This window comes from Ancylobacter aquaticus, from assembly GCF_004339465.1.
Classification (GTDB): Bacteria; Pseudomonadota; Alphaproteobacteria; order Rhizobiales; family Xanthobacteraceae; genus Ancylobacter; species Ancylobacter aquaticus.
The window spans coordinates 522,414-537,391 of record NZ_SMFY01000001.1; the positions used below are offsets into that span (position 1 = coordinate 522,414).

Annotated in this window: 7 protein-coding genes and 1 tRNA gene; 5 read left to right on the top strand and 3 right to left on the bottom strand. The window is 67.4% G+C overall.

All coding sequences use genetic code 11. From position 1 onward, the window contains the following. Positions 1–316: 316 nt before the first annotated feature. The 3 genes from EV667_RS02460 to EV667_RS02475 all read right to left on the bottom strand — a co-directional run bounded on the left by EV667_RS02460 (position 317) and on the right by EV667_RS02475 (position 2,142). A complete protein-coding gene (locus EV667_RS02460) occupies positions 317–880 on the bottom strand; it encodes a hypothetical protein (protein ID WP_131833743.1) in 564 nt (187 codons plus the stop codon). A 550-nt stretch (positions 881–1,430) separates the two neighbouring features. After that, positions 1,431–1,520, bottom strand: a tRNA-Ser gene (locus EV667_RS02470). A gap of 223 nt (positions 1,521–1,743) precedes the next feature. Continuing rightward, a complete protein-coding gene (locus EV667_RS02475) occupies positions 1,744–2,142 on the bottom strand; it encodes a hypothetical protein (RefSeq protein WP_131833744.1) in 399 nt (132 codons plus the stop codon). 533 nt (positions 2,143–2,675) lie between these two features. On the opposite strand from EV667_RS02475, the gene EV667_RS02480 reads away from it, so the two are divergent. The 5 genes from EV667_RS02480 to EV667_RS02500 all read left to right on the top strand — a co-directional run bounded on the left by EV667_RS02480 (position 2,676) and on the right by EV667_RS02500 (position 14,450). Further along, positions 2,676–3,899 (top strand): efflux RND transporter periplasmic adaptor subunit, encoded by a 1,224-nt coding sequence (locus tag EV667_RS02480; protein WP_131833745.1) that lies wholly within the window; start codon positions 2,676–2,678, stop codon positions 3,897–3,899. A 148-nt stretch (positions 3,900–4,047) separates the two neighbouring features. After that, positions 4,048–7,248 carry an efflux RND transporter permease subunit gene (locus tag EV667_RS02485; RefSeq protein ID WP_131833746.1) on the top strand — a complete coding sequence of 1,067 codons (3,201 nt, stop codon included), beginning with the start codon at positions 4,048–4,050 and terminating at the stop codon, positions 7,246–7,248. A gap of 289 nt (positions 7,249–7,537) precedes the next feature. Further along, the gene (locus EV667_RS02490) at positions 7,538–10,849 is read left to right on the top strand and encodes a transglutaminase family protein (protein ID WP_131833747.1); all 3,312 of its coding nucleotides are present in this window, start codon (positions 7,538–7,540) and stop codon (positions 10,847–10,849) included. Positions 10,850–11,016: 167 nt separating this feature from the next. Further along, positions 11,017–13,530: a circularly permuted type 2 ATP-grasp protein gene (locus EV667_RS02495; RefSeq protein WP_131833748.1), complete on the top strand. Its 2,514-nt coding sequence runs from the start codon at positions 11,017–11,019 to the stop codon at positions 13,528–13,530. Beyond that, positions 13,527–14,450 (top strand): transglutaminase family protein, encoded by a 924-nt coding sequence (locus EV667_RS02500; RefSeq protein ID WP_131833749.1) that lies wholly within the window; start codon positions 13,527–13,529, stop codon positions 14,448–14,450. Before EV667_RS02495 ends, EV667_RS02500 begins: the two co-directional genes overlap by 4 nt. Positions 14,451–14,978 lie beyond the last annotated feature (528 nt).

The window sequence follows — 14,978 nt, forward strand, 5'->3', positions numbered from 1 at the left end:
ACTGCACCTCACCCATGCCACGGGTGCCGACCGCACGGGTTGCTGCATCGCATGAGCCGTGAGCCGAAAGGCCGCGTCTGCGAGCTTACCGCTGGCATTCTGGTCCGCGCTCTTGGACGCACGGCTCACCGCAGCGTGTCCGCCGCTAGCTATTTGGCCGCTCGGATGGCTTGGGGAAAGGGTCGATCGTTGCGGCCTGTCGGCCGGGCTGCTTAACGTGCCGTAGCTGCCCGCTTCTTGCCGCAAAGCACAGGGCTTAAGCGGCTCTCATTGATGATCCATGGCGTTGGTGACTTCAGAAACCTCCCATGCAAAACTATCCCTGTGGGATAACATCATTACGCATCAAAGTAATCATCTCAATTAAATTAGATTTCCCGTACGATACATGCAAGGCATACTTGGTGAGGTCAAACCGGTCCCATATTTTTCCCGATTTGGTAGGGACGCCTAGCCGATGGCGTACCTCATGAGAATCCCAATCAATACGAACGTCTAATCTGTCAGAAAGGTCGCTTTCTCTGGATACAAATATCGATGTAATTCGTTTGTCTTCATCGCATTGAAACTCAAATCCATGTTTTTCACAAACGTACATGTACAGATAATTAGGTATGTCATTTTCTACATTCAGCGTGAACTTATAGTTTTTAAATGGCTCGTCGTTGAGCAATATTTCAATGTTCTCTCCAATGTATTCATAAATCATTTTAATGTTGCTATTCATATTTAATCCGTTCTTGTCAGAATCGCGACCAGCCATCGCTTTCTCGAACGCATTACGGTCGCGTTTGGCAGCTTTATCGAGGTCCAACGCGCCTTCGCGTTGACGATCTTTTGTGTTGCGCCCCCCAACGGTCGGGCTTGTACGTTCGTGCACCGATTTCGGAGAGGCGACGGCGGGTGTATCGCGCTTTAGATTGGCTATCTAGACGGTGGACATCAAGCGCAAACGGCCGAAGCGCGGAAGCCACCGCCAGGAGCGACTTGAGCGGCGGCGCGAGCACATCGCCGAACTCATCAAGCGCGGGACAGAGGCGGATCAGCGGCTGCGCCGGCTCTATGCCGCCATCGAATCAGGCGTCGCCGACATCACCGATCCGGCGCTGAAGGAGCGTATAGACGGATTGAAGGCGATCCGTGACCAAGCCCAAGCCGATGCGGCCCGCGCGCAAACCTCTCTCGCGACTTCAGGCGAAGATGCCGTCACGCCTGCCATGGTTGCGCGCTTCGCCGACATTGCCCGCAAGCGCATGCGCATCGAAGGTGGTGGCTACCGGCGCGATCATTTGCGCGCCTTGGCTCAGCGCGTGGAAGTCGGAGCGAGGGAAGTCCGCATCATCGGATCGAAGGGAGACTTGCTCAGAACGCTGGCTGCCGTCTCGGGAGGGAAATCGGCGGCAATAGGCGTGCCCAGCTTGGGACTGAAGTGGCGGAGGGAGCGGGATTCGAACCCGCGATACGGTTTCCCGTATACACACTTTCCAGGCGTGCGCCTTCAACCACTCGGCCACCCCTCCGTCGCCGGCCCATGAGGCCGGATGCCTTCGATCGCGGCGGGCGCGCCCGCGAACCATCGAAGAGGCGCGGAATATAGCGAAGCGCGCCACTCTGGCAAGCGCCGCGCGCAAGCCGGCGTGGCCAATCGTGCCGGGCTGTTGAAAAGCGACGTTTCGTGCGGTCCGACGGCCCTTCCGGCAGGCATCCTGTCCGCGTCTGCCGGGCCGACGGGCGTCGTGCGCGTCAGTTCAGCGGCGCGCCGATGGCGGTGATGGCGCAGCTGGCGGCGTCGGCCTTCGGGCCCATCAGGTTCACCCGGTCCTGCCCGGTCGCGCCGGCGACGATGTTGTAGATGGTGGTGCCCGCCGATCCCGCCGGCTTGCCTTTCGCGGTGAAGGTGCACTCCACCGTGGCCGATCCGACCGTGGCGGCGGTGTTGTTGGCCACCGTCACCCCCATCACCGTTCCCACGTCATTGGTGAAAATGTCGCCCTGGGCGAGCGACAGGCCGGCGAAGCGGGCATCGCCCGCCTGTGCACGTGCGGCCGGCGCCGCCCCCGGCAGGAAAAGCACCGCGGCCGGCAGCGCCGCCAGCGACAGGGTGGCGAGAAGGGCGCGGTGGCGAAGGGGCGTGTGCGACATGAAAGGCCTCGCGGTCCGCCGCGGCGTCCGGACCGGAACTCGGGCTGCAAGTTCGCCGCGCCGGCGCAGCCTAGTCGATGCACGGCAAAAGTCGAGGCGGCCCCGGCCCTCGCGAAAAGGGGGCCGGGCCGATGCACGCCGGGTCGGCGCGGCGCGGCGCGGCGCGGTGCAAGATCTTCCGGTGGCGCCATCGGCGCTCGACCTCGATGGCGTCCAAAAGGTGCGGTGATGTCGCGAAGCTGGCGGGTGAGGCGAACTATAGCGACCGTTTCCGCCGGACAAATAGGTCGTCGAAGCGGGGTTCGACACGCTGCCGCGCCGCCGGTTGCACAAGATGACAAATGTATGTTTCGCGATTTTCTATTTCTGAAACATTTCTTTTTATTGAATACGCGAAGATGGGCGCAACTAGACAAGGGGGCGCTCGGCGGTATAGTCCGGTGGCGGAAATGGCGCCACGGGAGAGTGGAATGGGTCCGAGCGTGAGTAAGGCCGGTTGGCGGCGTGCGGGAGCCGGTTTGCTCGGCGTCGGGATGACGTCCGTGCTGCTGGCGGCGTGCTCGGAAGAGAATAAATATGTCCCGCCCCCGCCGGCGCAGGTCACGGTCGCCACGCCCGTGCAGCAGGCGGTGACGCGCTATCTCGAATTCACCGGCAACACGGCGTCCATCAACTCGGTCGATCTGGTCGCTCGTGTCGAGGGCTTCCTGATGTCGATCGACTACAAGGATGGCGCGGTGATGAAGAAGGGCGACCGCCTCTTCCTCATCCAGCAGAACACCTATCAGGCCGATCTCGACCAGGCCAAGGCGCAGCTCGCCTCGGCCGAGGCCCAGCTCACCAACAACCAGGCCGAGTTCCAGCGCCAGTCGACCCTCGGCCAGCAGGATTTCTCCTCGCAGGCGACCGTCGACAAGGCGCGCGCGGCGCGGGACGAGGCCGCCGCCTCGGTAGACGCGGCCAAGGCCAATATCGAGATCGCCACCATCAATCTCGGCTACACCACGGTGCAGGCGCCGTTCGACGGCATCGTCACCCGCCATCTCGCCGATGTCGGCCAGCTGGTGGGCCATACCCAGCCGACCAAGCTCGCCACCATCGTGCAGATGAACCCGATCTACGCCTATTTCAACATCGGCGAGAATCAGGTCCTGCGCATCAAGCAGGCCCTGGCGGCGCAGGGCCGGACCATCGAGGATGTGAAGCAGATCGAGATTGATCTCGGCCTGCAGGACGAGGGCGACGCTTACCCGCACAAGGGCCGGCTCGACTATGTGTCGCCGGAAGTCGACCCCGCCACCGGCACGCTGCTGGTGCGCGGCGTGTTCGACAACCCGACGCTCCAGCTGCTGCCGGGCCTGTTCGTGCGCGTGCGCATTCCCGCCAAGCAGATTCCCGACGCCTTCCTCGTCGCCGATACGGCGATCGGCACCGCGCAGCAGGGCAAATATGTGCTGGTGGTGAACAAGGACGACGTGGTCGAGCAGAAGATCGTCACCGTCGGCCAGCAGATCGGCGACAACCGCGTGATCGAAACCGGCCTTGCGGCCGGGGATCGCGTGGTGGTGGGCGGCATCCAGCGGGCGACGCCGGGCTCCAAGGTGGCGCCGGTCGAGGTCACGGCGGCGGGCAGCGCGGCGGCGACGCCCGATGCGGCCAAGAGTGATGCGGCCAAGAGTGACGCGGCCAAGAGTGACGCGGCCAGCACCGACGCCTCGAAGACCGGGGCCGCGACCCCGGACAAGCCGGCGAACTGACGGCCGGCGAACGGACCGTCGAAAAACTCATCGCCGGCGAATTCACCGCCGGCGAACCCACCGCCGAACGACGCACCGAACGCCAGCCACTATCCCACGACGACCCCGCGACTTTCGCTCCGGCCCGCTTGAACCGAAGGCCCGTCCCATGATCTCCCGCTTCTTCATCGAACGGCCGGTCCTCGCCAACGTTCTCGCGCTGGTCTTCGTGCTGATCGGCGCCGTCGCGCTCTACTCGCTGCCCGTGGCGCAATACCCCAACGTCGTGCCGCCGACCATCCAGGTGACGACGCTCTATCCCGGCGCCAGCGCCCGCACGCTGGTCGACACCGTCGCGCTGCCCATCGAGCAGCAGGTGAACGGCGTCGAGGACATGCTGTACATGCAGTCCACCAGCGCCAGCGACGGCACCTATACGCTGACCGTGACCTTCGCCATCGGCACCGACCCGAACATGGCGCAGGTGCTGGTGCAGAACCGCGTCGCCATCGCGCTCGCCTCGCTGCCGCAGGCGGTGCAGGTGCAGGGCGTGACGACGCAGATCAAGTCGACCGCGATCCTGCAATTCGTCACGCTCTATTCGCCCGACGGCACCTATGACAGCCTGTTCCTCGCCAATTACGGCGTCATCAACCTGCAGAACGAGATCGCCCGCCTCGACGGCGTCGGCAATGTCGCGGTGTTCGGCGCAGGCCAGTACGCGATGCGCGTCTGGCTCAATCCCGACGAATTGCAGACCCGCCAGCTGACCCCGCAGGATGTGATCGACGCCATCCAGCAGCAAAGCCAGGAAGTGGCGTCCGGCGTGGTCGGCATGCCGCCCGTGCCGAAGGGCCAGAATTTCCAGTTCAGCCTGCTGATGGACGGTCGTCTCAACGACGTCGCCGACTATGAAAATATCATCGTCAAGGTGTCGAACGCCGATGGCGGACGCATCACCCGGCTGCGCGACGTGGCGCGGGTCGAGATCGGCGCCCAGACCTACAGCCAGATCTTCACCTTCAACGACAAGCCGGCGGCGGCGCTCGGCATCTACCAGCTGCCGGAGGCGAACTCGCTGCAGGTGGCGACCGAGGTGCGGGCGAAGATGGAGCAGCTCGCCAAGAGCTTCCCGCCGGGCCTCGCCTTCGCCGTGCCGTTCGACACCACCGTTTTCGTGAACGCCTCGATCTCGGAGGTCTACAAGACCCTGTTCGAGGCCGGCATTCTGGTGCTGATCGTCATCCTCGTCTTCCTGCAGGACTGGCGGGCGATGCTGGTGCCGGCGACCACCGTGCCGGTGACGATCATCGGCACGTTTGCCGCCATGGCGGCCATGGGCTTCACGGTCAACCTGTCCACCCTGTTCGCCATCGTTCTCGCCATCGGCATCGTGGTCGACGACGCCATCGTCATCGTCGAAGGCGTGGCGCGCCATATCGAGAAGGGCCTGCCGGGCCGCGAGGCCGCCGAAAAGGCGATGGACGAACTGCTCGGCCCGATCATCGGCATCACGCTGGTGCTGATGGCGGTGTTCCTGCCGGCGGCGTTCATGCCCGGCCTCACCGGGCAGATGTACAAGCAGTTTGCCCTCGTTATCGCCGCCACCGCCTTCATCTCGGCGATCAACGCGCTGACGCTGAAGCCGACCCAGTGCGCGCTGTGGCTGCGCAAGCCGGTGCCGGAAGACCAGCGCAATTTCTTCTACCGGGGCTTCAACGCCGTCTACAACAAGGCCGAGCACTGGTATGCCGGGCTCATCCACCACATGGTCAAGGCGAGCGGGATCGTGGTCACGGTCGGGCTGGTGCTGATCGGCCTGGCGGTGTGGGGCATCACGCGGGTGCCCACCGGCTTCCTGCCGACCGAGGACCAAGGCTATGTGCTGATCGGCGCGCAGCTTCCCGACGCCGCCTCGCTGCAGCGCACGACCGAGGTGATGGACCAGATCTCCGCCATCGCCGGCAAGACACCCGGCGTGAAGGACGTCATCGCCATTTCCGGCGTCTCGGTGCTCGACAACAACGCCACCCTGCCCAATGGAGGCGTCGCCTATGTGATGCTCAATTCCTGGGATGAGCGCGACAAGGCCGGGCAGGGGCTGCGCGACATCTACGACACGCTGAACAAGGAGCTGCGGCAGGTCGACAAGGCCTTCACCTTCGTGCTGGTACCGCCGGCGATCCAGGGCGTGGGCAACGCGTCCGGCTTCACCATGATGCTGCAGCAGAAGGACGGCAGCTTCGATTTCGCCGAGCTTCAGGCGGTGACGCAGCAGATCCTGTCGAACGCCGCGACGCAGACGGCGCTGCAGCGACTGTCCTCCTCGTTCCGCGCCAACGTTCCCCAGCTGCTGCTCAAGATCAACCGCGTCAAGGCCGAAACGCTGGGCGTGACGGTCGGTCAGGTGTTCTCGACCGTGCAGGGTTATGTCGGGTCGAGCTACGTCACCCAGTTCAACGAGTTCGGCCAGACCTTCCAGGCCTATATCCAGTCCGAGCCCGATTTCCGCCGCACGCCGGAGGAAATCCTCAACCTGAAGATACGCACGCCGGACAATGTCATGGTGCCGCTCGGCACTCTGGCCGAGGTCGAGCCCGCCTTCGGCCCGCCGCTGATCACGCTGTACAATCTCTACCCCGCCACCACCATCCAGGGCGCGCCGGCCCCCGGCTTCTCCTCCGGCCAGGCGCTGGACATCATGGACCAGGTCGCCGATCGGACCATGCCGGCCGGCATGGGCTTCGACTGGACCGCCATGTCCTATCAGGAGGAGGTGGTCGGCAACGAAGTGTACTTCGTCTTCGGCCTCGCCATCCTGCTGGTCTATTTCGTCCTCGCCGGCCAGTATGAAAGCTGGGTGCTGCCCTTTGCGGTGCTGCTTGCGGTGCCGCTGGCCCTGCTCGGCACGGTGGCGGCGCTCACCGGGCTCGGCATCTCGAACAATCTCTACACCCAGATCGGGCTGATATTGCTGATCGCGCTCTCGGCCAAGAACGCCATTCTGATCGTGGAGTTCGCGCGCGAGAAACGGGCGGAGGGAATGGAGATCGCCGAGGCGGCGACCGAGGCCGCGAGGCTACGATTCCGACCGATCCTGATGACCTCCTTCGCCTTCATCCTCGGCGTGCTGCCGCTGGTGCTGGCCACCGGCGCGGGCGCCGCCTCGCGCAAGTCGATCGGCATCGCGGTGTTCTCCGGCATGCTCGCCTCCACCTGCCTCGCCGTGCTGTTCGTGCCGTCCTTCTATGCGGTGCTGCAGCGCTTCGAGGAATGGCGCACGCGCGGCAAGACGCCTGCCGGAACCGCGCCTGCCGGAACCGCGCCTGCCGGAACCGCGCCGGGCGAGGGAACGGCGCATTCGGCGTGAGCCGGCGCGTGGCGCGCATGTGTTGCGCCTCGCCCCGACGATCTGCCCCCTGCACCTCGCCCCCTGCGCCTCAATTCGCGCCACGGCGCTGGCGCCGCTCTAGGCGACGCGCGGCACCTCGCGCGCTGGCGGCTTGCGCCCGCGCCTCGTTCGGCCCGGGCTGGCGCCTCCGCCGGAGACGGCCCGTCCCATTGCCCTGCGGCACGATTCCTGCGTTCATCACACCGTTCCGCTCCGCACGCCGCTTCCGGGCGCGTGCGGCGTCGTCTTCGTCTGTCGGTTGGTGCCTATGACAATCTTCGCGAGCCTGCATCACGTCACGGCCTACACCTATGACCGCCCGGTCCTGCTCGGGCCCCAGATCATCAGGCTGCGGCCGGCGCCCCATTGCCGAACCCCGGTGCAGAGCTATTCGCTCAAGGTCACGCCCTCGAACCATTTCGTGAACTGGCAGCAGGACCCGTTCGGCAATTGGATGGCCCGCTTCGTCTTCCCGGAGAAGGCGACCGAGTTCCGGGTCGAGGTCGACCTCATCGCCGACATGACGGTGTACAACCCGTTCGACTTCTTCATCGAGGAATATGCCGAACGCCTGCCCTTCGCCTATCCGCCCGGCCTTGCCAAGGAGCTGATTCCCTATCTGGAGCTGGAGGAGGGTGGCCCGGGCCTCGACGCCTTCGTCGACAGCATCCGCCCCCCCGCCGGGTCGATGACGGTGGATTATCTGGTCGAGCTGAACCAGAAGGTGCAGGGCCGCGTCGGCTATCTCATCCGCATGGAGCCCGGCGTGCAGACGCCGGACGAGACGCTGGCGCTGGCCTGTGGGTCCTGCCGCGATTCCGGCTGGCTGCTGGTGCAGGTGCTGCGCCGGCTCGGCCTCGCCGCCCGCTTCGTCTCCGGCTACCTCATCCAGCTCAAGCCCGATGTGAAGGCGCTGGACGGGCCGACCGGCACCGAGGTTGATTTCACCGATCTTCACGCCTGGTGCGAGGTCTATCTGCCCGGCGCCGGGTGGATCGGGCTCGACCCGACCTCCGGGCTCCTGTGCGGCGAGAGCCACCTGCCGCTCTGCGCCACGCCGAACCCGTCCTCGGCGGCGCCGATCACCGGCGGCTTCACGGCGGAGGAGGGCACGAACTCCGAGTTCGAGTTCAACATGCGGGTGACGCGCATCGCCGAGAAGCCGCGCGTCACGCTGCCTTTCTCGGACGAGGCCTGGGCGGCGCTCGACGCGCTCGGCGACAAGGTCGATGCCGATCTGGCGGCGCAGGATGTGCGCCTGACCATGGGCGGCGAGCCGACCTTCATTTCCATCGACGACTATCAGGGCGCCGAGTGGAACACCTCGGCGGTCGGCCCCACCAAGCGGGCGCGGGCGGATGAGCTGATCCGCCGCCTGCGCACCCGCTTCGCCCCCGGCGGCATGCTGCATTACGGCCAGGGCAAGTGGTATCCGGGCGAGAGCCTGCCGCGCTGGACCTTCTCGCTCTACTGGCGCAAGGACGGCAAGCCGATCTGGCGCGATCCCTCGCTGGTCGCCACCGAGGTGCAGGCCGGCGCCACCATCACGCAGGCGCAGAATTTCATCGAGACGCTGGCCGACAGCCTCGGCGTCGACGCCACCTATGCCGAGCCGGCCTATGAGGACCCCGCGCACTGGATCATCAAGGAAGGCGAGCTGCCGGACAATGTCGACCCGTTCGACACCAAGCTGGAGGATGCCGAAACGCGGGCGCGCTTCGCCCGCGTCTTCGAGCGGGGGCTGGGCAAGCCGAGCGGCTACGTGCTGCCGATCCAGCGCTGGCAGGCCCGCGCCTCGCGCGGCTGGGTCAGCGAGAAGTGGCAGTTCCGGCGCGGCCGCATGTTCCTGGTGCCGGGCGATTCGCCCGCAGGCTTCCGCCTGCCGCTGGCGAGCCTGCCCTGGGTGCCGCCCGCCGCCTACCCCTATGTGAACCCCGCCGACCCCATGGCCATCTCCGGCGACCTGCCGGATGCCGAGGTGCTGCAGCAGCGCTACCGTCGCTCGGCGAGCGAGGAGCCTTCGCAGGAGCAGGTCGGCCAGGTGCTCACCGGCACCGGCTCGGTCCGCACCGCCCTTACCGTCGAGCCGCGCGACGGGCGGCTGTGCGTGTTCATGCCACCGACGGAGCGGCTGGAGGACTATCTGGACCTGCTCGCCGCCATCGAGGTGACGGCGGCTGAGCTCAAGCTGCCGGTGCATATCGAGGGCTACACCCCGCCGGTCGATCCGCGCCTCAATGTCATCCGCGTGGCGCCCGATCCGGGCGTCATCGAGGTCAATGTCCACCCCGCCGCCAACTGGAAGACCTGCGTCGAGATTTCCCGCGACCTCTACGAGGAAGCCCGGCTTTCGCGCCTCGGCACCGAGAAGTTCATGGTCGACGGGCGCCACACCGGCACGGGCGGCGGCAACCATGTGGTGGTGGGCGGCGCCATGCCGGCGGACAGCCCGTTTCTGCGCCGGCCGGACCTGCTGAAGAGCCTCATCACCTACTGGCAGCGCCACCCGGCGCTGTCCTATCTGTTCTCGGGGCTGTTCATCGGCCCCACCAGCCAGGCGCCGCGCGTCGACGAGGCGCGCCATGACGCGCTGTACGAACTCGAAATCGCCATGGCGAGCGTGCCCACGCCCGGCAAGGGCATGGCGCCGCCGCCCTGGCTGGTCGACCGGCTGTTCCGCAACCTGCTGACCGACGTCACCGGCAACACCCACCGCTCCGAGATCTGCATCGACAAGCTTTTCTCGCCGGACGGGCCGACGGGTCGGCTCGGCCTGGTCGAGTTCCGCTCCTTCGAGATGCCGCCGGACTGGCGCATGTCGCTCGCCCAGCAATTGCTGCTGCGCGCGCTTATCGCCTGGTTCTGGCGCGAGCCGCAGGAAGGCCCGCTCGCCCGCTGGGGCACGGCGCTGGCCGACCGCTTCATGCTGCCGCATTTCGTCTGGGCCGACTTCATGGACGTGCTGCACGACCTCGGGCGGGCCGGCTACCGGGTCGATCCGCTGTGGTTCGAGGCGCAGCGCGAGTTCCGCTTCCCCTATTTCGGCCAGGTCGAGCGTGGCGGGGTGACGCTGGAACTGCGCCAGGCGCTGGAGCCGTGGAACGTGCTGGGCGAGGAAGGGGCAGCCGGCGGCACGGTGCGCTTCGTCGATTCCTCGGTGGAGCGGCTTCAGGTGCGGGTGGAGAGTCTCAACCCGGTCCGCCACGTCGTCGCCTGCAATGGCCGCCGCCTGCCGCTGATGCCGACCGGGCGCTCCGGCGAGTATGTCGCCGGGGTGCGCTTCAAGGCGTGGCAGCCGGCCTCCGGCCTGCACCCGACCCTGCCGGTGCAGGCGCCGCTGACCTTCGACATCGTCGATCTGTGGTCGAACCGCTCGCTGGGCGGCTGCGTCTACCATGTCGCCCATCCCGGCGGGCGCAACTACGAGACCTTCCCGGTGAACTCCTATGAGGCGCAGGCCCGGCGGCTGGCGCGCTTCCAGGACTACGGCCACACGCCGGGCTATCTGTTCGTCCCGCCCGAGGAGCCCTCCAGCGAATTCCCCGCGACGCTGGACCTGCGCCGCCCGGCGCGGATGTGACGGGCGCGGATGTGACCAGCGCCAGCCGGGCGCTGGTCCTCCGGCATGGTTCATTCCAGCCACAGGTCCGGTCTTGCGGGGCCGGTCGCGTCGGTTTGGCGCGCAGGGGGCGTGCGGTGGCGGCAAGGGGATGGTATGCCCATCCTTTGCGGGGCTGAAAGGAAGCCATGCCCGTTCGTACGGACCCGCAGGCGCGCACGCGCCGCTTTGAAGAAGCGGCCGTCGAGGCGCTCCTGGCGCAGTACAAGCCGCTTCCCGGCGTTCACGATGAACTCGTGGATGGCGAAGGGCGCCCGCGCGCGCACTGGACCTCGCTGCTGGCGGCGCTGGCCGAGATGGGCGTGGAGGAGGTCAACCGGCGATTCCGCGCCGCCGACCGCCACCTCTACCGCTCGGGCGTGTTCTACCGCGTCTATGACGACCCCAATGGCGGCGAGCGACCCTGGCCGATCTCGCATCTGCCGCTCGTCATCGACGCCACCGAATGGCGGGCGCTGGAGCGCGGGCTGATCCAGCGCGCGCAGATGATGGAAGGACTGCTCTCCGACCTTTACGGCGAGGGCAGGCTGGTGGCCTCGGGCGCGCTGCCGGCGGCGGCGGTGGCCGGCAATCCGGATTTCCTGCGCCCCATGGTCGGGGTCGATCCCCATGGCGGCAGCTTCCTGAAGATCTATGCCGCCGATATCGGGCGCGGGCCGGACGGCAATTGGTGGGTGCTTTCCGACCGCACCCAGTCACCCTCGGGTGCCGGCTATGCGCTGGAGAACCGCATCGCCATCGCGCGGGCGCTGCCGGACCTCGCGCGTTCGCTCAACGTCATGCGGCTGGCCAGCTATTTCCAGGGGCTGCGCGCGGGGCTGACCCGGCTCGACCGTTCCGGCGAGGGGCGCGTGGGGCTGCTCACCCCCGGCCCGCTCAACGAGACCTATTTCGAGCACGCCTATCTCGCCCGCTATCTCGGCTTCGTGCTGCTGGAGGGCGACGACCTCACGGTGCGCGACAACATCGTCTATGTCCGCACCGTGGCCGGCCTCAAGCGCGTGGACGTGCTGCTGCGCCGCCTCGATGCCGATTACGCGGACCCGCTGGAGCTCAACCCCTCCTCGCGCCTCGGCGTGCCCGGGCTGATGCAGGCGATCCGCGCCGGCGGGGTGGCGATGGCGAACGCGCTCGGCGCCGGCGTGGTGGAAGCCCCCGCCATGATGGGCTTCCTGCCCCGGCTCGGGCGCCAGGTGCTGGGCGAGGCGCCGATCCTGCCCAATGTCGCCACCTGGTGGTGCGGCCAGCCGGCCGAGCGCGAACGGGTGCTCGACAGCCTCGACGACCTGGTGCTTTCCCCCGCCTTCCGCCGGCCGGTGCCGGGCGCGCTGGAGGATGGGCCGGTGATCGGCGCCGATCTCGATCCGCTCCGCCGCGCGGCGGTGGAGCACGCCATCCGCACCCGCGGGGTCGACATTGTCGGCCAGGAGGCGGTGCGCCTGTCCACCATGCCGGTGTGGAGCAATGGGCGGCTGGAGCCGCGCCCCTTCATCCTGCGCATTTTCGTCGCCGCCACCGAATCGGGCTGGACCGTCATGCCCGGCGGCTTCTGCCGCGTCTCCGACAGCCTCGACGCCCGCGCCGTGTCGATGCAGGGCGGCGGCCGCTCGGCCGATGTGTGGGTGCTGGACGCCGCGCCGGTGGAGCAGACCACGCTGCTGCCGGCCCCCGATGCGGTGGAGGTGAAGCGCCAGACCGGCCCGCTGCCGAGCCGCGCGGCGGATAATTTCTTCTGGCTCGGGCGCTATGTCGAGCGGGCCGAATGCACGCTGCGCCTGCTGCGGACACTGGCCGGCCGGCTGTCCTCCACCGCCGATGGCGGCGGCGGCTCGGTGCCGGCGCTGCTCGACCTGCTGCAATCCTGGGGCGCGGTGCCGGACGAACTGACCCGCGCCCGCCCGATCCGCCATGTGCTGGCGGCGCTGACGCGGCGCGACCGGCCCGGCGCCCTTCCCAACCTCATCGACAATGCCCGCCACACCGCTTCGGTGATCCGCGACCGGCTCTCGCCCGATGCCTGGCGCACGCTCGCCGATCTCGGGCTGATGATGGCCGAGCCGGCCCCCCCGGGCAGCGCCGAGCCGGATGCCTATGAGCGCGCCGACCGCGCCTTGCGGGCGCTCGCCGCCTTCTCCGGCCTCGCCTCGGAGAACATGAACCGGCTGGCCGGCTGGCGCTTCCTCGATCTCGGCCGCCGCATCGAGCGCGCCATCGCGGTGTGCCGCTTCGCCCGCGCTCTCGTCGGCGAGACGCCGAGCGCCAGCACGCTCGATGTGCTGCTGGAGCTGTGCGACAGCCAGATCACCTATCGCTCGCGCTATGTGATGGTGGAGAGCCGCGCGCCGGTGCTCGATCTGGTGCTGCTCGACCCGGTCAATCCGCGCTCGCTCGCCTTTCAGATTGCCGCCATAAGCGACCATCTGGACGTGCTGCCCGGCCATGCCGGCGATGCGCTGCCGCCCCCCGAGGAGCGTCTCGTCGCCCGTCTTTCGGCGACGATGAAGGCGTTCGACGCCGTCGAGTTCGACGATGCCCGCCTCGGCCAGATCGAGAGCCGGCTGATGGAGCTCTCCAACGAGGTGGCGGAGCGCTATTTCATCCATCGCCAGCCGGTGGAGACGCCGTGGGACCTGCTGGCATGAAATACGACATTCATCAGAGCACGGCCTATTCCTATGCCTCGGCGGTGCCGGTGGCGCGCCATGTGGTGCGCATGGTGCCGGTGGAGCGCCCGAACCAGCGCGTCGTCGCCAGCCATTTCGCCGTCGAGCCCGAGCCGGTGGAATGGACCGAGACGCGCGATTTCTTCGGCAACAAGGTGGTGCATATCCGCATCGAGACGCCCCATCGCAGCTTCATCGTGAAAACGCGGGCGCGGGTCGAGGTGACGGCGCCGCCCGAGGTCGCCCCCGGTTCGGGTCCCTCCTGGGAAGAGACGCGCGAGGCGGCCAATGGCAGCGCCGACCTTTCCGCCCTCTCGCCGGCGCATTTCCTCTTCCCTAGCCCGGCCGTGGTGCTGAGCCCTGCAATCACCTCATGGACGGCGGAGAGTTTTCCGCCCGGCCGTCCCATGCTGGCCGGCGCGCTCGACCTGATGAACCGGATCTATGCCGACTTCACCTATGACCCGCGCGCCACCGATGTCTCGACCCCGGCGCTGAAGGCCTTCGAGCTGCGGGCCGGCGTCTGCCAGGATTTCGCCCATATCATGATCGCCGGCCTGCGCGGGCTCGGCCTGCCGGCGGCCTATGTCTCCGGCTTCCTGCGCACCGAGCCGCCGCCGGGCAAGGAAAGGCTGCAGGGCGCCGACGCCACCCATGCCTGGGTCTCGGTGTGGTGCGGCGAGGAGATCGGCTGGCAGGGGCTCGACCCGACCAACGCGCTCCATGTCGCCACCGATCATGTCGTGCTGGCGGTGGGCCGCGACTACACCGATGTCGCCCCGATCGGCGGCGTCATCTTCGGCTCTGGCAAGCAGAAGCTGAAGGTCGAGGTCGACGTCATTCCGATGCCGGACGAGAGCCCCGCGCGCAAGGACATCCCCCCTGTCTCCCTCGCCTGACCGGGCATCCGGCCTGTCGCCGGTGCGCTCGAGGCCGGGATGCCGGCCTTCGCCAGGTAATCGTGGGACCTCCCCGCCGGCGCGGTGCAAGCCGCGCTCAGGGCGCGGGACGTCCCTGCCGGCTCGCGCCCCGTCCGCATCCGCGTGATCGGGCCGCCCTCTGCGTGGTAAATCTGCAACGTTGGGAGAGATAGGTGCGGTTGGAGCGCCAGGCAGGCGCCGTCGGCAGAATCCGCCTATCGCGGTACCGTGGTCTTCGCGCATAGTGCGGCGGGGACTCGCGCATTGGCGAGAGCAGTGCTTGGGCGGTACGACATGCTGGACGAGAACGCGAAGTGTGCCGGCACGCGAATGTCGAGGCGGCCAACCATTCGCCGACCTGCCTCGCCCGTGTCCCTGACGGCGCACACCGGGGAGGCCGCCTGTCGCCCCTTGAGCAACCGCCGGCGGTATGCCGGAAACAAATGAAAAATTGTGCGGGACGCGCGCCTTTCGGCGGAGCGGCAGATCTTGGAAGCGTGTTGCGGC

Bases quoted from the DNA above. Each gene is read 5' to 3' on its own strand.
- EV667_RS02475 (WP_131833744.1), bottom strand. From the start codon at position 2,142: ATGTCGCACACGCCCCTTCGCCACCGCGCCCTTCTCGCCACCCTGTCG.
- EV667_RS02480 (WP_131833745.1), top strand. From the start codon at position 2,676: ATGACGTCCGTGCTGCTGGCGGCGTGCTCGGAAGAGAATAAATATGTC.
- EV667_RS02485 (WP_131833746.1), top strand. From the start codon at position 4,048: ATGATCTCCCGCTTCTTCATCGAACGGCCGGTCCTCGCCAACGTTCTC.
- EV667_RS02490 (WP_131833747.1), top strand. From the start codon at position 7,538: ATGACAATCTTCGCGAGCCTGCATCACGTCACGGCCTACACCTATGAC.
- EV667_RS02495 (WP_131833748.1), top strand. From the start codon at position 11,017: ATGCCCGTTCGTACGGACCCGCAGGCGCGCACGCGCCGCTTTGAAGAA.
- EV667_RS02500 (WP_131833749.1), top strand. From the start codon at position 13,527: ATGAAATACGACATTCATCAGAGCACGGCCTATTCCTATGCCTCGGCG.